Source organism: Corynebacterium glucuronolyticum DSM 44120, assembly GCF_030440595.1.
Classification (GTDB): domain Bacteria; phylum Actinomycetota; class Actinomycetes; order Mycobacteriales; family Mycobacteriaceae; genus Corynebacterium; species Corynebacterium glucuronolyticum.
The window spans coordinates 814608-833675 of sequence record NZ_CP047452.1; the positions used below are offsets into that span (position 1 = coordinate 814608).

At 60.9% G+C, this 19068-nt stretch carries 17 protein-coding genes and 1 rRNA gene; 7 read left to right on the top strand and 11 right to left on the bottom strand.

From position 1 onward, the window contains the following. Positions 1-48 precede the first annotated feature (48 nt). A 5S ribosomal RNA gene (gene rrf, locus CGLUCO_RS03865) occupies positions 49-165 on the top strand. 688 nt (positions 166-853) lie between these two features. On the opposite strand, the gene CGLUCO_RS03870 is transcribed toward rrf, so the two are convergent. The 7 genes from CGLUCO_RS03870 to CGLUCO_RS03900 form a co-directional block, all read right to left on the bottom strand. Next, complete coding sequence (locus CGLUCO_RS03870; RefSeq protein WP_005395726.1) at positions 854-1762, bottom strand: cation diffusion facilitator family transporter; 909 nt, start codon at positions 1760-1762, stop codon at positions 854-856. Positions 1763-1770: 8 nt separating this feature from the next. Then, the gene (locus tag CGLUCO_RS03875) at positions 1771-2076 is read right to left on the bottom strand and encodes a metal-sensitive transcriptional regulator (protein ID WP_005391661.1); all 306 of its coding nucleotides are present in this window, start codon (positions 2074-2076) and stop codon (positions 1771-1773) included. Then, positions 2073-4325, bottom strand: coding sequence for a heavy metal translocating P-type ATPase (locus CGLUCO_RS03880; protein ID WP_084035941.1), 2253 nt, complete (start codon positions 4323-4325; stop codon positions 2073-2075). The genes CGLUCO_RS03875 and CGLUCO_RS03880 overlap by 4 nt, the downstream gene beginning before the upstream one ends. Positions 4326-4352: 27 nt before the next feature. Then, positions 4353-4556 (bottom strand): heavy-metal-associated domain-containing protein, encoded by a 204-nt coding sequence (locus tag CGLUCO_RS03885; protein ID WP_005391663.1) that lies wholly within the window; start codon positions 4554-4556, stop codon positions 4353-4355. 235 nt (positions 4557-4791) lie between these two features. Beyond that, the gene (locus tag CGLUCO_RS03890; protein ID WP_084035940.1) at positions 4792-5421 is read right to left on the bottom strand and encodes a DUF3239 domain-containing protein; all 630 of its coding nucleotides are present in this window, start codon (positions 5419-5421) and stop codon (positions 4792-4794) included. A 2-nt stretch (positions 5422-5423) separates the two neighbouring features. Continuing rightward, positions 5424-7091, bottom strand: a complete 1668-nt coding sequence (locus CGLUCO_RS03895) for a DNA repair helicase XPB (protein ID WP_005395733.1) — start codon at positions 7089-7091, stop codon at positions 5424-5426. 71 nt (positions 7092-7162) lie between these two features. Continuing rightward, a complete protein-coding gene (locus CGLUCO_RS03900; protein ID WP_084035939.1) occupies positions 7163-9472 on the bottom strand; it encodes a helicase-associated domain-containing protein in 2310 nt (769 codons plus the stop codon). Between the two features lie 67 nt (positions 9473-9539). Between CGLUCO_RS03900 and CGLUCO_RS03905 the strand changes: the two genes are divergently transcribed. Next, a complete protein-coding gene (locus CGLUCO_RS03905) occupies positions 9540-9767 on the top strand; it encodes a hypothetical protein (protein WP_005391667.1) in 228 nt (75 codons plus the stop codon). Between the two features lie 247 nt (positions 9768-10014). Here the strand turns inward: CGLUCO_RS03905 and CGLUCO_RS03910 are convergent, their stop codons facing one another. After that, on the bottom strand, positions 10015-10659 hold the full coding sequence (locus CGLUCO_RS03910) for a resuscitation-promoting factor Rpf1 domain-containing protein (protein WP_005391668.1): 645 nt from the start codon (positions 10657-10659) through the stop codon (positions 10015-10017). Between the two features lie 490 nt (positions 10660-11149). Here CGLUCO_RS03910 and CGLUCO_RS03915 point away from each other — a divergent pair, with 490 nt between their 5' ends. After that, on the top strand, positions 11150-11539 hold the full coding sequence (locus CGLUCO_RS03915) for a cold-shock protein (RefSeq protein ID WP_005391669.1): 390 nt from the start codon (positions 11150-11152) through the stop codon (positions 11537-11539). Positions 11540-11637: 98 nt separating this feature from the next. Here CGLUCO_RS03915 and CGLUCO_RS03920 read toward each other — a convergent pair whose 3' ends face one another. Continuing rightward, positions 11638-12150 (bottom strand): DUF2771 family protein, encoded by a 513-nt coding sequence (locus tag CGLUCO_RS03920; RefSeq protein ID WP_005395739.1) that lies wholly within the window; start codon positions 12148-12150, stop codon positions 11638-11640. 26 nt (positions 12151-12176) lie between these two features. Continuing rightward, positions 12177-12851 carry a glutaminyl-peptide cyclotransferase gene (locus CGLUCO_RS03925; RefSeq protein ID WP_005395741.1) on the bottom strand — a complete coding sequence of 225 codons (675 nt, stop codon included), beginning with the start codon at positions 12849-12851 and terminating at the stop codon, positions 12177-12179. A gap of 193 nt (positions 12852-13044) precedes the next feature. Here CGLUCO_RS03925 and CGLUCO_RS03930 point away from each other — a divergent pair, with 193 nt between their 5' ends. From CGLUCO_RS03930 to CGLUCO_RS03945, 4 genes are all read left to right on the top strand, one after another. Continuing rightward, a complete protein-coding gene (locus CGLUCO_RS03930; protein ID WP_371326111.1) occupies positions 13045-13860 on the top strand; it encodes a DUF3027 domain-containing protein in 816 nt (271 codons plus the stop codon). Positions 13861-14134: 274 nt separating this feature from the next. After that, positions 14135-15613: an NCS2 family permease gene (locus tag CGLUCO_RS03935; RefSeq protein WP_070739550.1), complete on the top strand. Its 1479-nt coding sequence runs from the start codon at positions 14135-14137 to the stop codon at positions 15611-15613. Between the two features lie 51 nt (positions 15614-15664). Further along, entirely contained in the window at positions 15665-16495 is an 831-nt protein-coding gene (locus CGLUCO_RS03940) for a TrmH family RNA methyltransferase (protein WP_005391678.1), read from the top strand. Positions 16496-16562: 67 nt separating this feature from the next. Beyond that, positions 16563-18080: a peptide MFS transporter gene (locus CGLUCO_RS03945; RefSeq protein WP_084035949.1), complete on the top strand. Its 1518-nt coding sequence runs from the start codon at positions 16563-16565 to the stop codon at positions 18078-18080. A 113-nt stretch (positions 18081-18193) separates the two neighbouring features. On the opposite strand, the gene CGLUCO_RS03950 is transcribed toward CGLUCO_RS03945, so the two are convergent. Further along, positions 18194-19066, bottom strand: a complete 873-nt coding sequence (locus CGLUCO_RS03950; protein ID WP_084035938.1) for a DUF6928 family protein — start codon at positions 19064-19066, stop codon at positions 18194-18196. Positions 19067-19068 lie beyond the last annotated feature (2 nt).

Here is a 19068-nt window from a genome sequence, read left to right on the forward strand (position 1 = left end):
GCCGACGACGAAAAGATAAATGAAAACAACACGCCCAAAATAAGACGTGTCGGTGGCGATAGTGGTTGGGAAACGCCCGGTCCCATTCCGAACCCGGAAGCTAAGCCAACCAACGCCGATGGTACTGCACCCGGGAGGATGTGGGAGAGTAGGACACCGCCGACCACAAACATAAAAGACCGGCCCACGAACACCAGTTCGCGGGCCGGTCTTCTGCTATGCGCCCAAACGCGCACCCAAACGTGCGCGCCCGCCCCCGCCAGCTCCTCCTTATCGCCTTTTATAGCCAGCTCTGGAACATGTCTTACACATGGAATGTGTTCAACTGAGTCGGAATTTTTCGTTCATCAATGCCTCCCTGTGCTTGGCCTGCTCTGTTCACCAGTAACGGATGTAACCGCCAATCGTCGCTATGAGTTTTCTGATTCTGCCTCGCAAAACGTTACGGTTACGCAGCAATTCTTTTCTGTCTGACCTGCGATGGTGCTAGTTGGAGATCGACTGTTCCGGCTTTTCAGCGTCGCGGATAATGCTTCTAGACAAGGCGTGCGGGAGAGTCGTCGTCGGGTTCTATATGCAACTGAAACTACTCGTGGCCAATGATCGGGACGTGTGGTTGTCGGCATGGTTTGAGCGTGGACAGAAAGCGTACTGCAAGCCCATGCTGAGGTCTCCTGGGAATCCACACGTGACCGTGTGATCGCCTGCTGCGCCGGCGGACAAGCAAGAGGCGATGGCACCTCTCCGTTTGGTAGAGGTCGTCTCACATACGCGGAGGGGAGCTGATTCAAGAGCGGGACAAAGAAAATGCCCGGCTGGAAGCCGGGCGGGGGAAGGGGGCGATGCTATGAGATCAGCAGACGACCTCATGGTCGATGTGAGAGGGGCGCTCAATCTGGATGGTCGAGTGGTCGATCCCAAACTTGCGGAGCGCAGCCTGGACGGCATCGAGGATCTCACAGTCGGCATGGATCCCCTCGGCGACGACGACGTGGCACGTGGCCAGGGGCTCTGTTCCGTCGGTAGACCACACGTGGAGATCGTGCACGGCGGCGACGTGCGGCAGAGCCTCCACGGTGCGCTGCACCGCTACCGTGTCAATGGAGGAGGGCACACGGTTGAGGAGCACGTACACCGAGTCGCGGAGCAGTCCGAGCGCACGGGGGAGCACCATGCCGGCGATGATGAAGGAGGCGATGGAGTCTGCATAGGTCCAGCCGGTAAGCCAGATGATGATGCCCGCGATGATGACAGCGACTGATCCCAGAAGGTCGGAAAGGACGTGGAGGTAGGCACCCCTCATGTTGAGGGAGTCATGTTGGCGGCGCATGAGGATGAGCGCGCTGACGGCGTTTGCGATAAGGCCGACTACTGCAACGCCGAGCATGGTTACTGTTTGGATCTCATACTCAGAGCCGAGCCGGATGACGGCGTTGTAGATGATGGTTGCCACGACACCCGTCACAACGAGTGCGTTGATCATTGCCGCGATGACTTCCACGCGCCGGTACCCAAATGTTGCCTTTGCCGTGGCGGCTTTCCGGCCGATGAGGAGCGCCACGATGGCGATGACCATGCCCGTGGAATCGGACAGCATGTGCATGGCATCGGAGAGGAGCGCGAGCGATCCAGAAATCAGTCCGCCGATGACCTGCGCAATGAATATGGTTGCGGTCATTGCGAAGGAGACGGTGAGGGCTGTGAGGGAGGCGTTCTGCGCGTGGTCGTGAGCGTGGTCATGGGAATGGTCGTGGGAGTGCATGGTGGGTCCTATCGTGTGAAACGCGCGATGGCGTCGGAGACTTCTTTGAACTTTTCGTTTGCCTCCTCATCGCCCTGCTTCACCGCGTTTTTCACGCAGTGGCGCATGTGGTCGTCGAGTAGCTGGAGGCCGACACCCTTGAGCGCGGAGTTGACGGCGCTGACCTGGGTGAGAATATCGATGCAGTATTTGTCCTCGTCGATCATGCGTTGGATCCCGCGAACTTGCCCCTCGATGCGCTTGAGGCGGGCGAGGTAGCGGGCTTTTTCTTGGATGTAGCCGTAGTGGCTGTGATCGCAGTTGTCGTGGTTCACTGGTGTGTCCTTTCAAAGTTGCGCAGGCGCAGGGAGTTGGTGACGACGAAAACGGAGGAGAACGCCATCGCTATCCCGGCGAGCATGGGGCTGAGGATGCCGAAGGCAGCGACGGGGATGAGCAGGACGTTGTAGACGAACGCCCAGAAAAGGTTCCCCTTGATTGTGCGCAGGGTGCGCCGCGACAGGCGGATGGCGTCCACGGCGGAGACCAGGTCATTGTTCATGAGCGTGATGTCTGAGGCCTCAATCGCCACGTCGGTACCGGCCCCCATCGACAGTCCGAGGTCGGCTTGCGCGAGTGCGGCAGCATCGTTGACACCGTCGCCGACCATGGCAACGTTGTGTCCTGAGGTTTGGAGCTTTTCCACGTGGGTGACCTTGTCCTGCGGTAACACACCGGCAATGACGTGTGCGGGGTCAATGCCTACTTCGCGCGCCACGGCATCCGCTGCGCCCTTGTTGTCGCCGGTGAGAAGCCAGGGGGTAAGCCCCAGGTCCTTCAGGCCGGAGATGGCGGTAGGGGAGCTTTTTTTCACAGTGTCGCGCACGCTGATGATGCCCGCGACGGTGCCGTCGATCGTTACCACGACCGGCGTTGCGCCGGTTTCCTGGGCGTGTTCAAAGGTTGCGGTGAGTGCTCCAAGCTCTTCTTCTGGCTTGCCGACGCGCACCCGTCGCCCGTCGACGGTCGCCTCCACGCCCACGCCGGGCTTGTTGGAAAAGTCTTGTGCAGCGGGAAGCTCGCCAATACTTGCCGCATGCTGTGCGATTGCTGCAGCGATGGGGTGCTCGGAGTTAGCCTCGACTGCGCCCGCCACTGCGAGCAGTTCTTTGTCTTCCACACCTGCAGCGGGCGTGACATCGTGGACGGACATCTCGCCGGTTGTGACGGTTCCGGTTTTGTCCAAGACGATGGTGTCGACTTTCTTGGTGGACTCGAGCACTTCTGGTCCCTTGATGAGGAGGCCGAGCTGTGTGCCACGTCCGGTGCCGACGAGCAGCGCTGTCGGCGTTGCCAACCCGAGGGCGCATGGGCAGGCGATGATGAGAACGGCAACAGCCGAGGTGAACGCCGGTGCCAGGCCGGATCCGGCGAGGAGGTGAATGACGAGGGTGACAAGCGCGACACCAATCACGACGGGGACGAAGACCTGTGCGATCTTGTCCACGAGGCGCTGCACGGGCGCCTTCTTCGCCTGCGCATCGGTGACGAGCTGCGCCATCTGGGACAGGGTCGTATCCGTGCCGGTTCGAGTGACGCGGACGAGCAGGCGACCAGAGGTATTGATCGTGGCACCGGTGACGGTATCGCCGGTTGTTACTTCGACGGGTACGGATTCGCCGGTGAGCATGGACTCGTCGACGGCGGATGCGCCCTCAGTAACGACGCCGTCGGAGGCGATTTTCTCTCCGGGGCGGACGACGATGATATCGCCAACGGCTAGAGAATCCACGCTCACACGCTCCTCCTTGCCATTTCGGAGCACGGAGGCATCCTTGGCCCCCATCGTGAGGAGGGCACGTAGGGCTTCGGATGAGCGCCCCTTGGCGCGCGTTTCGAACCAGCGCCCGAGGAGCAGGAAGGCGATGACCACGGCGACGGATTCGAGGTAAATCTCGTCCATGGTGGAGTTGCTGGCCACAAGGTGCATCTCCATCTTCATGCCGGGCATGCCTGCGTTGCCGAGGAACAATGCCCACAGGGACCAGAGGTAGGCGGCGGTCGTGCCCATGGAGATGAGCGTGTCCATGGTGAACGCGCCGTGTTTGAGGTTTGTCAGGGTGGCTTTGTGGAAGGGGGCCCCGCCGATGACGTAGACAAGCGTGGCCATCGTGAGGACTGCCCATTGCCAGTGCATGAACTGCAGCGCCGGAATCATGGAGATGAGCATGACCGGTACAGCGAGCACGGCGGAAATAATCAGCCTCCGCTTGAGGTCGTCTGCCTCGCGTTCACGCGCGGCATCGACAGCGGAGGTCGGGTCCTCTACAGCAGAGGAGCTGTCAGAGGTGTCAGTGTTCCCCATCTCAAACGCGCCGTACCCGGTGTTCTCCACGGTCTGAATGAGATCAGCCGGAGAGAGTTTGGCCGGGTCGTAGGAGACGGATGCGGACTCGGTGGCGAAATTCACCGTCGCCTCCGCACCGTCCAGCTTGTTCAGCTTTCTCTCTACACGGGAAGAACAGGACGTGCACGTCATGCCGGTCACGCCCAAATCCACGTGGAGGAGTTGCGGTTGAGTCATGGGGAACCTTTCTTACGGGAGAATGAGTTACTTGACCAGGGTGTAGCCGGCCTCTTCGACGGCGGTGGCTACGGCATCCTCGGAGACGTTGTCGCCGGTGACAGTGACGTTCTTGGCCTCAACGTTGGCCTCCACGGCGGTCACGCCGTCGATAGCGCCCACTTCTTCCTCCACTGCCTTTTTGCAGTGTCCGCAGGTCATGCCCTCAACCTTGTACGTTGTCGTTGCCATGAGTGTGTTCCTTTCGGTCGGTTATCTTGTACCCCTCTAAACCTATACCCCCTATGGGTATAGGTCAAGAGGTGTATCCCGACAAGAGCGCACGAATGCGGTGGATATACAGCGGTGGAGGTGGGGTATACGGCGGTGGAGGTGCATATACAGCGGTGGATATACATGTGGATACACGGTGGTGGATGTACAAAAGCCCCTGCACAAGATGTGCAGGGGCAGAGAGGTGGTTGGCCTACAAGGTCAGGAGCTGTTCCTTGGTAGCCTTCACATCTTCCAGGCGCGAGCGCAGCGCATCCAGGCGGCGCCACTGGTTTGCGGGGATTTCCTTCTTAGCGGCGGCGATAACTTCGGGGTCCGGGGTACCCCAGCAGATCGGCATGGGGGATATCTCCGCGTGGAGTTCCTGGGACGTGATGCCCCTGCGGCCCGCGACTGCGACGGACGGCACGCGCTCGCCCACACGGATCTCGTGGCCGGGAAGCCCCTGCACAACCCGTGCGGCCAGCGCCCAGATGGGCTTCGCCTCCTGGTTCACGGCCTGATTAACAAGAGCAAGAAGGGTGATGTCCTTGCCGTTGACCTCGGCAATGATGGCGGGGCACAGCGGGAACTGGTCATACAGCTCCTGTGGGGTGCCCATTTTCTTGGGCAGGGTAAATCCCATGAACACGCTGATGATCGCCATGATGACCAGTCCTGATGCCATGAGATAGCCCACGCCTTGGTAGACGCGCGTGATGATAAAAGCGAAGACGAGGAGCACGACAGCGAAGATGAAAGCGGCGCGGCCGATGCGACTGGAGTCGCGGTACAGCTCGTTGTGCTTGCTGTTGTGCTCAGGGTCGACGGTGAACGAAAACACGGTTAGTCCTTTTCCTCTAGCAGGTGCAGGTCGGCGGCATCAAGCAGCCGGTAGGCGTAGCCCTGCTCCGCCAAGAACCGCTGCCTATGTGCAGCATAGTGTGCATCTAGCGTATCGCGGGTGACAATCGAGTAAAACGTCGCACTCCCCCCATCGGCCTTCGGACGCAGCAGACGGCCGAGGCGCTGGGCTTCCTCCTGTCTGGATCCGAAGGTTCCGGATACCTGGATGGCGACGGAGGCCTCCGGCAGGTCGATGGAGAAGTTGGCCACTTTGCTCACCACGAGCGTGGTGATTTCCCCGCTGCGGAACTTGTCAAAGAGCTCCTCCCGTTTCTTCGTGGAGGTCTTGCCCTCAATGACGGGTGCACCGATGGCTTCGCCGATCTCCTCCAACTGGTCGATGTAGGCACCGATAATCAGAGTTGGCTCGTCTGCGTGCATCTTCACCAGCTGTTTGAGCACACTCATCTTGCCACTGGCGTTGGTCGCCAGGCGGTAGCGGTCGGCGGACTCCGCCGTTGCGTACACCATGCGCTCCGATTCGGTCATGGTCACGCGGATCTCGACGCATTCTGCGGAAGCAATAAATCCTTGGGCTTCGAGGTCCTTCCAGGGCGCGTCGTAGCGTTTGGGGCCGATGAGGCTGAACACGTCGCCTTCGCGGCCGTCCTCGCGGATGAGCGTGGCGGTCAACCCCAGGCGGCGGCGGGACTGGAGGTCGGAAGTCATGCGGAACACCGGCGCGGGGAGGAGATGAACCTCGTCGTAGATGATGAGGCCCCAGTCGCGGGAATCGAAAAGCTCCAGGGAGCGGTACTCGCCCTTGGTTTTCCGGGTCACGACCTGGTAGGTGGCGATGGTGACGGGGCGGATCTCCTTCTTCTCACCGGAATACTCGCCGATCTCGTCTTCCGTCAGCGTCGTCCGGCGGAGCAGCTCGTCACGCCACTGGCGCCCGGCCACCGTGTTGGTGACGAGGATGAGAGTGGTGGTCTTGAGTTTAGCCATGGCAGCAGCGCCGACGATGGTCTTGCCGGCGCCACAGGGAAGGACGACAACGCCGGAGCCGCCGGCGATGAAGGAGTCGCGGGCGTAGCGTTGGTAATCGCGCATCTCCCAGTCACCGTTTTCGGTGGAGAGCTCGATGGGGTGCGCTTCGCCGTCGACGTATCCTGCCAGGTCTTCTGCCGGCCAGCCAACTTTGAGCAGCTCCTGCTTGAGCCGTCCTCGCTCGGAGGGATGGACGACGATGGTGTTGTCATCGATCTGCTCGCCGAGCATTCCCTTGAGCTTCTTGTGCCGCGATAGTTCGGCGAGGATCGGCTTCTCGTCCGATTCCAGGAGCAATCCGTGCGCCGGGGATTTGGTCAGGCGCACCCGCCCATACCGGGACATAGTTTCGGCAATGTCAATGAGCAGGGACTGCGGCGGTGGGAATTTGGCGTAGGAGTCGAGTACGTCGATGACCTGTTCGGCATCGTGGCCTGCCGCTCGTGCATTCCAGAGCGCAAGCGTGGTGATGCGGTAGGTGTGGACGTGCTCGGGTGCGCGCTCGAGCTCGGCGAAGGGGGCAAGCGCCGCCCGTGCCTCGTCCGCCTTGGGGTGGTCTACCTCCAGCAGAACAGTTTTATCCGACTGCACGATGAGCGGACCGTCGCCAAAACCCATTTTCCGTTACTCCTTTATGCGTCGTATATTCCTCGAAGCTTCTTATTGTAGTAACGGCTAACGGGCGCTGGTTAGTCCACGAACACCTCTGTAATCCGGTGCAGGAGGAAGCGACGGACGGAACCGGTGGCTACATCCAGCGCGTCCATCTGGCCACCGGTGACCGTGAGTGGCTTGACCACCCGATGACTGGCAATGCCACTTTTATCCACGGAACCAATAGTGATGGTTGCGCCACCGCGTGCGGCATGGGTCACTGCGGTGAGGATGTCGTGTGACCCGGTGATTCCGTTGCCTGATTTCGCTCGGTTTTCGGCGGAATCTGTGCTCCTGATCGCCGTGACTGCCGCCGCGATGTCTTCGGGGGACAGGCGGGCGGTGCGCGCCTGGACTGCCGCCGGGGTGAGGGAGCTTATCGACGTTGTGACGCGCGTTGCCCGTGGCCGTAGGTCGAGGCTCTCACCGTCTGCGCCCTCCGCGACGGGCTGGAAGCCCGCCTTGCGCAGCGCCTCAATCACCTTAATCAGAGGTGCCTGCGCGATGGCAATTGTGGGAGCGATGACGCGCAGCCCCACCGATTCGGCCTCGGCTGTCCGGCATGCGGTGAGCAGCAGGGTCTCGTCGTCGCAGCGGATGTAGCTGGACGCGGGTCCGCCCCGCAGTGTGCCGTGGCGGCGGGCAACATCATTGACTAGAAACTCGATGCTTTCGGGGGTGCCGCCGACCACGTGTTCGTGGAGGAAAGCGAGCATGTGAGATGCCGACAAGCCTGCGTCCAAGCCCCTCCGGATGGAGGCTTCCGTGACGCGATAGACAGCGGCGAGCCCAGGAGACTCGACGTCGGCAAGCTCACTGAGCGTAGCGGCCATATCCGAGGTCACCGGGCCGGGAGCAACAATCGTGTTGTCGCCCTGGGCAATGAGCTGCGTTGTGTAGTCGGGAGTAAGAGAGGCGGTCACCGCATCGAGATCATCCTCGATGATGAGTGAGGTGGGGGAGAGAGCTCCGTTAACGGAGCCACTGATCACGCCAATCCACTGGGCCTCCTCAATGATGCTCGTGAGTGTCTGGCGAGTGACGCGGCGGCTGGTGATCGGGTGGTGGTAGACGTACAGCGCCTCGAGCTCTGCGGGGGAGTGCTGCTGCCAGCTACGCCCCAAAACAGCAAGCAGGTCCCGCTTCACACCGGGAAGGATGCCCACTTTCGTTTCCGGGGAAAGGAGGTGGACGGGTTTGCCCTTGGTGTCTTCCTCGCCCACTTTCCACGGCGCAAACGGGGAGTCACACCATGCGCGAACCACCGTCGACCACCGCTGAGCCAGCGGCTGCGCAACAAAGGCGTCAGCGGCGGGGGTCGGGGCAACGTAATCTCCGCCATCGTCGTCTGCGGGAAGTGGATCTGGTACTCCGCGGGAGATGAGTCCTCCTGCGAAGGCGAGGGACGTCACACGGGCGACTGTCTCCTCATCGGCATGGAGCGCTTCGCTGAGACGCGCGTGGACCCGGACACCGAGAGCCCCCTGCTTGAGAGTAGAGGCTGGGGCGACCGACAAGGCGTCAATAAGCTCCTCGATGAGCCTGACCACATCGAGTCCCTGGGCGGTCGCCTGGTTATCGGTGGCCCCAACAGGAACATCCTCTGTCGATTGAGGCTCCGGTTCCACGAGTGGAATCGGGGTGGGCAGTGTTCCCGTCAGCAGAGACTTTGCCACCTGGGATAGGCGGACGGAATGATCGTCGACACGTTCGAGGATTCCCTCCTCGATGAGTTGCGGGATGGGGCGCGCGGGATCAGCGTCGGGCGCGGCATCACGGGTGCGACCTGATCCTCCGGCGGATAGGAGCGTGGATACGATCTTCTTCTGTGTAGCCGACATCTCAGCCAGGCGTGAGGAGACGACTTCCTCCGACAGAACAGGACCCTGGGGAAGCACCTGGAAGCCATGGGGGAGAGCATTGACTACCTCAGGTGAGAGCAGAAATCCGTCTTCCTCGCCATAGATGAGAGCTGCCGAAAACAACGAATCAATTGCTGCGCGGATTGTTGCCTTCGTTGGCTGCTGATTCGCGTTAATGCCTGCTTTGCGGGCGGAATCGTGGATAAAATCCACCACATCGGGGTAGGCACAAGGGTTGAATTCTGCCCCGCATCCAACGGCTACCTCCAGTGTCGCTAACTCCGTCGCGGTGAGCTTTGCCAGCGCCCGTGAGACGGACTCGCGCACATGGAGTCTGGCAGCGAGAGACCGGAAACTCGGTGGCAGAGGCAGTGCCGTGTCTGGACGACGGCTCAGAATCGTTTCCAGCTCACTATCGGAACGTGCAGCCAGCCAATCGATGAAACGAAGCTGCGGAGCCGTATCAATGGTTCGAGGAGTCATAACACCAACTCATTCTACCGTGATTATGCGTGTGACTTTTTCTGCAGAAATTTGGAACAATGAGTGTATGGCTAAGACTGTGAAGAAGGCGGACCGCCAGACAAAGGCCGTTAAGCCCGCCAAAAAGGGATACGTTGATCCAGGTTGGGGCGACCACGCACCGGGCCAGCACCCGGTAACGGAGATTATCGCCACGGTGAACGGTGCGATGAGCCCGTTCGGTAACGAGACGGATTTCCCTCGTCCGTACGAGGAGACAGGCTACGTCCACCCCGTCACCAACATTAACCATTAATTAAGCTGGTCGAACGCCCCGCCTAGACACGGGGCGTTTTGGCATGCCCGCATGTGGTTCGGCCGGATGTCGGCGTCGCCGACCCGTTGCCGTCCGAGGCTGTGCACGGTGACGGGGGTGCACGGTGACGGCTGTCAGGCTCGTCTCAACGCATAATGCCCCACGGAAATCTCCGTGGGGCATTGTGTGCGGGCCCTGCGAATGAGACCGCAGGTGGAGGGGCTCCACTGGCGGTCGCTACGCCGACCTACTGTGCGTTCTTTACTGCTGCGCTGACCTGGGGGAGGTTAGCGTCAATGAACTGTGCGTTGGCTGCGTAGAAGTTCTGGATATCCTGACGGTGGAAATCGTACATCCCGTGAACCTCAGCCGGTACCTGAATGCCGACGGCAGCCAGACGGTTGACAACGAGGTTGAACAGAACGTCAACGGGAAGCTTGTCATCGGAGGAGGACTGGACGACCTCTTCGACGATATTCTCCGTGGACTCGAGTGCGGAGGACTCGTTGCTCGGTGCATTGCGCGGTGTCGGAGCGGAATTCAGTCCAAGGCGGGCGGAACAGGCCGGCCAAGCGCCCCAGCCCTGCGAGGCCAGAATGCGCTCAGCGACGGCGATCTGCTGCTCACGCGTTGCCTGGTAGGCGTAGGGGGCGAATTCGCGACCGCCGTGAGCGGACCACGTGCTCGGGCTGAACTGAAGGCCACCGTGGTAGCCGTTGCCCGTGTTGATGGACCAGTTGCCGCCTGCCTCGCACTGTGCGAGACGGTCCCAATCGGAGTCCGGAGCGGCCTGCGCTGCCGGGGTAGCGATTGTGGTTGCTGCAGCAACAGCGGTTGCGGAAGCTGCAATCTTTGCGAAGGTGGTCTTCTTCGGCGCGGAGTGTCGTGCCATCTGAATTAGTATCCTTTCAAGATCTGCGTTAGTAAAAGGTGCGAGCCACCCTTACTCTGTGCCACAGCGGTGGCGCGGAAAACAGTGTTGTTCAAATTTCTGTTGGTGCTTTGGCTCTTTGCACCTTTACTTCATCGCTTACGGCATGCGGACGAACCGGCACCCTGCGATGCATGCGCTCAAATATAACGCAATGGTAACGAAATAGTCACATTTTGAGCCCCATCGACGGGATTTCCGGCCGTGTTTGTCGGCAAAGCTCCAGCGTCTGGCGGTCAAATTCGCGATTGTGTGATTGGTCACAAATGTGACTTTTGGGCCTTTGAAGGATCATTTGCACGGTTACCGACGGGGAATGAAACGGGTGAGCGGGGCGTTATTAATAAGGTATGGGCGAGGCTGCCCCGTGTAGACTGGAGCAGTCTATAGACAGTGAAGAAGGCAACGTAGTGAATAGGCGACGCCTCATGATGAAAGGTGGTTGTTAACCATGCCGATCGGCAAAGTGAAGTGGTATGACCCGGACAAGGGCTTCGGGTTTGCCTCCAATCCTGGGCAGGAGGACGTTCATATTTCGAAGTCCGTTCTCCCCGAAGGAGTGGACACTCTTCACCCTGGCCAGCGCATTGAGTTCGATTTCGCTGCCAGTGGGCGCGGTCCCCAGATCCTGCGCATGCGGCTCGTGGATCCGCCGCGCAGGCCCCGCAAGCCGGAGCACAAGTACACCGCAGAGCAGCTGAATTCCATCGTCGGTGATCTCATGACGCTGCTGGAGGACAGCGTCCAGCCCCATCTCCAAAAGGGACGGTGGCCGGATAGAAAAGCCGGGCGCCAGGTGGCCGAGATCCTCCGCGTCGTGGCGAAGGAACTCGATAAGTAAAGAAAGAGAAAAAGGGTCCGCGTGGCCCTTTTATTTTTGTTCTTTTGTTTGGTCGTCCGCAATGGACCTTTTATGTTTAGTCGTCGGCAATGGGCCTTTTATGCTTGGTCGTCGGCAATGGACCAGGTAACAACGACCGGGGTCTCGGTGCCGTCGACGCGTTGGACTTGCATGGAGCTCACTTCCACCATCATCAGTGCGGCCGTGTCCTTTTTTACGGGGATCTCAACGTCCCGCGGATCCGCCGAGCGGAAGTAATGCTCGTCGTTTTTCGCCGGGTCGTCGTAAATAGCTAGGAGCGACCAATCATGGTCACCAACTTCTTCCGGCACCGTGATTGTCACCGTCTCGCCGGAATTGAGGTCTGTGGTGAAAACGGAGCCATCGCAATCATTCGCCGGTGCGCCGACTTCGCAAACCGCGTACGGCGACACCGTTGTATCAACGCCGTCGATGCGAACAGTGGTGGTGAGAGAGGCCGGATCGACATAGGAAGCGCGCTCCCGCCACGCACTGACGCCCATTACTACGCCGAGGATGACGAGGACGGCGAGGATAAACCCGCCGACCATGAGCGCCGTTTTCTTGAGTGAATTCTTCCTTCTCGCCATGGTTACGCATTCTACTTCCCGAGAGACTACTCCGGTACGAATCGCACCTCATACATGATCGGCCACAGCTTGCCCGTGAGATAGAACCGATCCGTCCCTGGAATATGAGCGATGCCGTTGAGGACAGCGTTGGGGTCGGTTGCATCGACAGGCCGCAACCCTGACGCGTCGATAAGCCCCGTTACCGTCCCGGTGGCAGGGTCAATCCGCACAATCTCGTTGGTGAGGAACACATTGGCATAAATAGAACCGTCGGGTGCGCAGGACAGCTCGTTGAGCTTGGAGACGGGCGCGCCGGAAAGCGTGACGTTCACGCGCCGCAGTTCCTCAAACGTCTGCGGATCCCGTTCAGTCAGTGTGGAGGTGCCGTCGGACATGAAGATGGTTGAGTCCGTGCTGCAGAGTCCCCACCCCTCGCCGGGGTAGCTCACCGTGTCGATGGGTTTCAGCGACTGTGGATCGATGCGGAAGGCCGTGTGCTCCTTCCATGTCAGCATCCAGATGGTGTCGCCCACATGCGTCAGCCCCTCGCCGAAGTACTCGTCGCCAATCGCTGAGGATACCGTGGCCGTGCCGTCCAGCGTGCGCCGATAGATGCCACTGTGGCGGTAGGTTCCGTGGGAGACAAGCAGCGTGCCGTCCTCGTCTACCTCGAGCCCTTGCGTGAACGTCTCCGGGTCGAAGGGATGCGTGGCAACCACCTCTACACTGAGCCGTTCGACATTGCTCACGGGAGCCACCGACGTGGATGAGCCCGACGACGAGGTCGTGGCGGTTCCACTCGGCGGAGTAGGGGAGCAACCGAGCAGCGCGAAACAGCAGATGAGTGCGCTGAAAGCAGGAAGGAAATGCCCCATGTGCACTATTGTGCCAGGAATGCTGAATAATAGGGGTGTGACAAGAAGGAAAGAAAGTAACAGACGAGCCGGTGCTCGTGGGGGACACACCGGCGCTAACGCGGAGCGTGCCGAGTCGACGGCGGCGGGGACCCCGCAGGGAGACAACAGTCCGCTTGTCAGCTCTATCGCTGAAAAGATCGCGCGGGGTGCGGCCACAGAGATGGGGGAGGGAAAGGTCGGTGCCCATATTGGGGTGGAGTGTCTTGATGACGAAGTAGCCATCCACCGTTTCGCTGCGGACGTCCCCGGTTATCGCGGCTGGGAATGGAACGTTGTAGTAGCAGTGGCCCATGGGTCCACCTTTGTCACCGTCAATGAAGTGACTCTCATGCCTGGCCGTGATGCGCTTCGTGCACCACGGTGGGTGCCCTACTCTGAACGCGTCCAGCCCGGTGACCTTACCCCTGGTGGGCAGCTGCCCCCGGCCGAAGGAGATCTGCGGCTCACCGATGCCGGCGAAGGCGTGAGCTTCACAGGAGTTCGCACCACTCGTGGAAAGGCGAAGAAGGGAAAGGACATCACGCGCCGTGGGTTGAACGAGACGCTCGCCCGCTGGCGTAAGGGGGCGTACGGGCCGACAAGCGAGTTCGCGGAAAAGGCTGCTTTGAGCTGCATAACGTGCGCGTTCTACCTGCCGTTGGATTCCGAGGTAAGCGACTCCTTTGGCGTGTGCGCCAACGAGTACTCCGCCGACGGACACGTCGTGCATGCATCCTTTGGCTGCGGTGCCCACTCGGATACCCCTCCCATGGAAACGCTTGGCCAGCGTGTTGCCTCCCCCTTTGATGATGAGAAGGAGATCCGTCTCTAGCACTACCTCTCGGGTGGTCCCCGCCCCGGCGCCCCGGTTCGCGCCGGAGCGTATTTGTCTATTTACGGGTTCACCTCCTACATTTAGCTTGGGCTGTGGAACCTCGAACTGACCTCAGGTGTGGCATGACTTCCAGTGCGTTCACATGCGACATCCGCCGAGTCTCACGGAGGAGACCTTAGCTACAGGTGGCCGTGACGGCAGGGGACGAGCGTTCCCCGGAGCGTCGACAAGCCAAAAAACTACACATCGAGAGAATCGGACATATAACTTCATGGAAAACGGGACACAAACCGAACCAAAACGCACGCGGCCGGTTGGCCGACTGGATAGCTTCTTCCACATCACCGAGCGCGGCTCCAGCGTGGGGACGGAGGTGCGGGCGGGTCTGGTGAGCTTCTTCGCCATGGCCTACATCGTCATCCTCAACCCCCTCATCCTCGGTACGACGGAGGACTTCACCGGACACGCGCTGGGCATCCCCCAGGTCGCATCCGTGACGGCGCTGGCCGCCGGCGTCATGACCATCCTCTTCGGCATCTTTGCCAAGTACCCGTTCGGCATCGCCACGGGGCTCGGCATCAACACCATGGTCGCCGTCACCTTCGTCGCCAGTGAGGGCCTGAGCTGGGAGGAGGCGATGGGGCTCATCGTTATCGACGGCATTATTATCGTCATCCTCGGGCTCACGGGCTTCCGCACCGCCGTCTTCCTCGCTATCCCGCGCTCCCTCAAGGCCGCGATGAGTGTGGGCATCGGCCTATTCATCACAATGATTGGGCTTGTCGACGCAGGCTTCGTTCGTCGTGTCCCCGATGCCGCCGGGACGACGGTCCCCGTCGGGCTGGGCATCGATGGTTCGATTGCTAGCTGGCCCACCCTCACCTTCGTCATCGGACTCATCATCTGCGGGCTCCTCATCGCCCGCAACGTCCCCGGTGGGCTGTTCATCGGCGTCGTAGTCAACACGATCATCGCGATGATCATCGAGGCCGTCACCGGTGCCGGCCCGAGCTTTGTCGACGGCAAGCCCAACCCCGCCGGCTGGAACCTCGCCGTCCCCGCACTTCCCGATTCCATCGGGGGCATCCCGGACCTGTCCCTTGTGGGCAACGTCGATCCCTTCGGGGCCTTCGCCCGCGTCGGCGCGATCACCGCGTCGCTTCTCGTCTTCTCCTTGGTCTTGGCAAACTTCTTCGATGCCATGGGCACAATGACGGCACTGGGCAAGCAGGCTGGACTCACCGACGAGAACGACATCCTCCCAGGTATGAAGCAAGCCCTCGTCGTGGAGGGCTGCGGTGCCATCGTTGGTGGTGCCGCGAGCTCCTCCTCGAATACGGTCTTTGTGGACTCCGCGGCGGGCATCGCCGACGGTGCGCGCACCGGCCTGGCCAACATTGTCACCGGTGGCCTTTTCCTGGCAGCCATGTTCCTCACGCCGCTGTACGAGGTCGTTCCGATTGAGGCGGCAGCCCCCGTCCTCGTCATCGTCGGCTGCATGATGATGGGCCAGGTCGTGGACATCGATTTCTCGGACTTCGCTGTCGCCCTGCCGAGCTTCCTCATGATGATCGTCATGCCGTTCACGTATTCGATCACCAACGGCATCGGCGTTGGCTTCGTTGCCTACGCAGCCATGATGCTGCTGTCCGGCCGTGCCCGCAAGGTGCACTGGCTTATCTGGCTCATCGCCGCGCTGTTCCTCGTGTACTTTGGCATGGACCCGATCATGAACGTGGTTCACGGCTAACGTTTACCTCGAAGCAGCAGAACAAGTAGCACCAGCAAAGGAACCCCCACAGTGACCTCCATCATCCGCATTGACGACCCGAACGACCCGCGTCTCGACGATTACCGCGACCTCAACCACTCCGATACCCGCCCGGACCTGCCAGGTGGCAAGGGGCTCGTGATCGCGGAGGGGTCACTCGTCATCCCGCGGCTGCTGGAGTCGCGGTTCCCCGTGCGCAGCATCCTCGGCTTCCAGCCCAAACTGGATTCCCTGTTGGCGGCGCTGGGCGACGCAGGTGCCAACGATGTGCCCGTCTACGAGGTCACCCGCGAGGTGCTGGCCGAGGTCGCTGGCTTCGACATGCACCGCGGGCTCGTGGCAGCCGCCGACCGCGCACCGGAATACAGCGTTGGAGAAGTCGTAGATGGTGCCTCTACGCTGTGCATCCTCGAGGGGGTGGGGGATCACGAAAACATCGGCTCGATCTTCCGCAACGCCGCAGGGCTCGGCATCGACGGTGTCTTGTTCGGCGCCGGTTGCGCCGACCCGCTGTACCGGCGCGTCGTGCGCGTGTCCATGGGGCATGTCCTGCGCCTGCCCTACGCGCACATGGAGGGAAAGACAACGAACTGGCAGCACGGCCTTGCCTACCTGCAGGAGAAGGGATTCCAGATCATCGCGTTGACACCCAATCCCGAGGCGGCGAACCTGCAGGACGTCATCGACCCGACGAAGAAGACGGCGATTCTCGTCGGTGCCGAAGGCCCCGGACTGACTGAGCACGCCATGCGCGCCACCGATGTGCGCGCCCGCATTCCCATGCAGCCGGGCACCGATTCGCTCAACGTCGCGACCGCCGCTGCCATTGGTTTTTACGAGGCATTGCGCCACCGACAGTGAATGTGACACGGCCCATAGAGAGTACCTATGTGCGAGAGGTCAGACAGGCACGGGTACGATGCCCTCTATGTCTAACCTCAGTCCTCTAGAAACAGAAGGAAATCAGCGCGACGTAACAGACGCTAAAGAGGCTGCACCGAAGGAAAAGACCTTCTTCGGGCAGCCTCGTGGTCTAGCGAACCTCTTCGGGGTGGAGATGTGGGAACGCTTCTCCTTCTACGGTATGCAGGCCATCGTCATCTACTACATGTGGTACGAAGTCACCCGCGGCGGCCTGGGCATGGACCAGGCATCCGCAGCCTCCATCATGGGGGCCTACGGCGGCCTTGTGTACCTTGCCTGCCTCGCCGCAGCTCTCGTAGCTGACCGCATGCTCGGCTCAGAGCGCACCCTCTACTACTCGGCAATCATGGTGATGTTCGGGCACATCGCCCTCGCATTCGTGCCCGGCTATTCGGGTCTCGCCCTGGGGCTCGTGCTCATCGCGATCGGCTCCGGCGGCGTGAAGACGAACGCCTCCGTGGTGCTGGGCCAGCTGTACAGCCGCGACGATCCGCGTCGCGATGCTGGCTTCACTATCTTCTACCTGGGTGTGAACATCGGTGCTCTCCTCGGCCCCGCCCTCACGTCTGCGGTCTGGGGCTGGAAAGGCTTCCACTGGGGCTTCGGAATCGCCGCCATCGGCATGTTCCTCGGCCTGGCGCAGTACACGCTGATGAGGAAAGAAACTATCAAGGGAGCCGGCCATGAAACGCCGAACCCGCTGCCCGCAAAGGCCTACCCGGTCTGGTTGGGAGGCGCGGCAGTCCTCGTCATTGTCTGCGTCTGGCTCGTCGTCTCCGGCATCGTCAAGGTTGTCTGGTTGTCCAACATCGTCACAGTCGTGGCGCTCATCTCCGCCATTGGCCTGTGGTGCCAGATGTACTACTCGCCGCTAACGACGGCGAAGGAAAAGTCCCGCCTCGTGGGCTTCATCCCCATGTTCATTTCCGGTGTCTTGTTCTTCGCCATCTTCCAGCAGCAGTTCACCGTTCTGGCTTTCTACTCCGAGTCCCGCCTGAACCGTGTGGTGTTCGGAGTGGAAATCCCGCCATCACTTGTACAGCTGTTCAACCCGCTGTTCATCTGCGCTTTCTCCGCCGTTTTCGCGGGGATGTGGACGCGTCTGGGGGACCGCCAGTGGTCTGTGCCCGTGAAGTTCGCTGCGGCGAACGTCACCATCGGCCTGTCGCTGCTGTTCTTCGTCCCGTTCTCCGGCGGCGCGGACAACACCACCCCGATGTGGGCACTCGCCTGGATCCTGTTCCTGTTCACCATGGGTGAGCTGCTCCTGTCACCGGTGGGCAACTCGCTGGCGACCAAGGTTGCACCGGAGGCGTTCCCCTCCCGTTCCATGGCGATGTGGATGATGGCCGTGGCAATGGGCACGGCTCTTGCCGGTAGCCTCGCTGCCTACTACGATCCGACGAGCGCCAGCTCAGAGAACACGTTCTTCATTTCCCTGTCTGTGGCCTCGGTGATCCTCGGCGCAGTTTTGTTCTTCCTGCGCACATGGATTCTCAAGAAGTTCGTCGATATCCGGTAGTCACCGATATCAGGTAGTAGCCGATATCCGGTAGCAAACGATATCGGGTAGTAACCGAAATCCGCTAGTAACAACAAGCAAAGGGCCGCATGGTTGCCGTGCGGTCCTTTGTGCTATTTCTCTCTGTCAAGGTGTCGCAGACGCTCCTTCGCCGCCGCGGCCTTGCTTCTGGTGAGACGGAAGAGTTTTTTGCCCGTTAACCACCCGATATGCGCGACATCGCGGGCGATCTTGGCCACCTCCGTGCCGGGTGCGTCATCCACCTCAGCGCCTACGCCGGGTTCATTGTGTGCCTCGTAATCGTCGTAATCGGGGTTGGTGGCGGAGAAACCGAGCTTTGTGGAGCTCGTAACAACGACCTCGCTGAGCGGGGGTGACGGCGCGTGGGACTCGATCCGGGGTTCCTTCCGCCCGTCGGTGGCGTAGCCCACGACGTTAATATCCGGGCCAGAAGAACTGATGGGTACACCTAGCCAGCCGCGCTCCGCACCGGCGACGAGATCCTTCGGTGCGAAGGGCAGATCGATTCCCTCGGAGTGGCCGGACCAAAAGCCGTACTCGAACCCCTCGGGGAGCCCTTTGTCCTCGTAGACGCGCGAGCGGGTGGCGCAGAAACTGCGACGCAACTTGTCGCCCTGGAAGTGGGCGATACCCGCGAAGGTGGACTCCGTGTCCTCGGCGAAGACATAGAGGTCGGGGCTATTGATAGCGGTAGTAAGGCGGGAGGGGAGCGCCGACAGCTTGGTCAGCTCGTCGACAAGCATCTGCACAACGATGATGCCCGGGAATCCACCGATGTAGAACTCGTCCTTTCCCGGCACCGTCGAACGGTTCAAGGGGAACGTACCGATCATGGTTATTGGCTTGGACGAGTCCAGCTGGCTGAGGAACTTTCTGCCAAAGCCGCGGTCCGGAGCCGGCTCCGTCGCCAACACCGCAGCCACATCGGCGGTCGAGACGAACCACAGCGTGACAACGACAGCCATCT

Coding starts and splice junctions, on each gene's coding strand:
- CGLUCO_RS03945 (WP_084035949.1), top strand. CDS start 16,563: ATGTCTAACCTCAGTCCTCTAGAAACAGAAGGAAATCAGCGCGACGTA.
- CGLUCO_RS03910 (WP_005391668.1), bottom strand. CDS start 10,659: ATGGCACGACACTCCGCGCCGAAGAAGACCACCTTCGCAAAGATTGCA.
- CGLUCO_RS03885 (WP_005391663.1), bottom strand. CDS start 4,556: ATGGCAACGACAACGTACAAGGTTGAGGGCATGACCTGCGGACACTGC.
- CGLUCO_RS03870 (WP_005395726.1), bottom strand. CDS start 1,762: ATGCACTCCCACGACCATTCCCATGACCACGCTCACGACCACGCGCAG.
- CGLUCO_RS03915 (WP_005391669.1), top strand. CDS start 11,150: ATGCCGATCGGCAAAGTGAAGTGGTATGACCCGGACAAGGGCTTCGGG.
- CGLUCO_RS03900 (WP_084035939.1), bottom strand. CDS start 9,472: ATGACTCCTCGAACCATTGATACGGCTCCGCAGCTTCGTTTCATCGAT.
- CGLUCO_RS03895 (WP_005395733.1), bottom strand. CDS start 7,091: ATGGGTTTTGGCGACGGTCCGCTCATCGTGCAGTCGGATAAAACTGTT.
- CGLUCO_RS03880 (WP_084035941.1), bottom strand. CDS start 4,325: ATGACTCAACCGCAACTCCTCCACGTGGATTTGGGCGTGACCGGCATG.
- CGLUCO_RS03920 (WP_005395739.1), bottom strand. CDS start 12,150: ATGGCGAGAAGGAAGAATTCACTCAAGAAAACGGCGCTCATGGTCGGC.
- CGLUCO_RS03905 (WP_005391667.1), top strand. CDS start 9,540: ATGGCTAAGACTGTGAAGAAGGCGGACCGCCAGACAAAGGCCGTTAAG.
- CGLUCO_RS03950 (WP_084035938.1), bottom strand. CDS start 19,066: ATGGCTGTCGTTGTCACGCTGTGGTTCGTCTCGACCGCCGATGTGGCT.
- CGLUCO_RS03935 (WP_070739550.1), top strand. CDS start 14,135: ATGGAAAACGGGACACAAACCGAACCAAAACGCACGCGGCCGGTTGGC.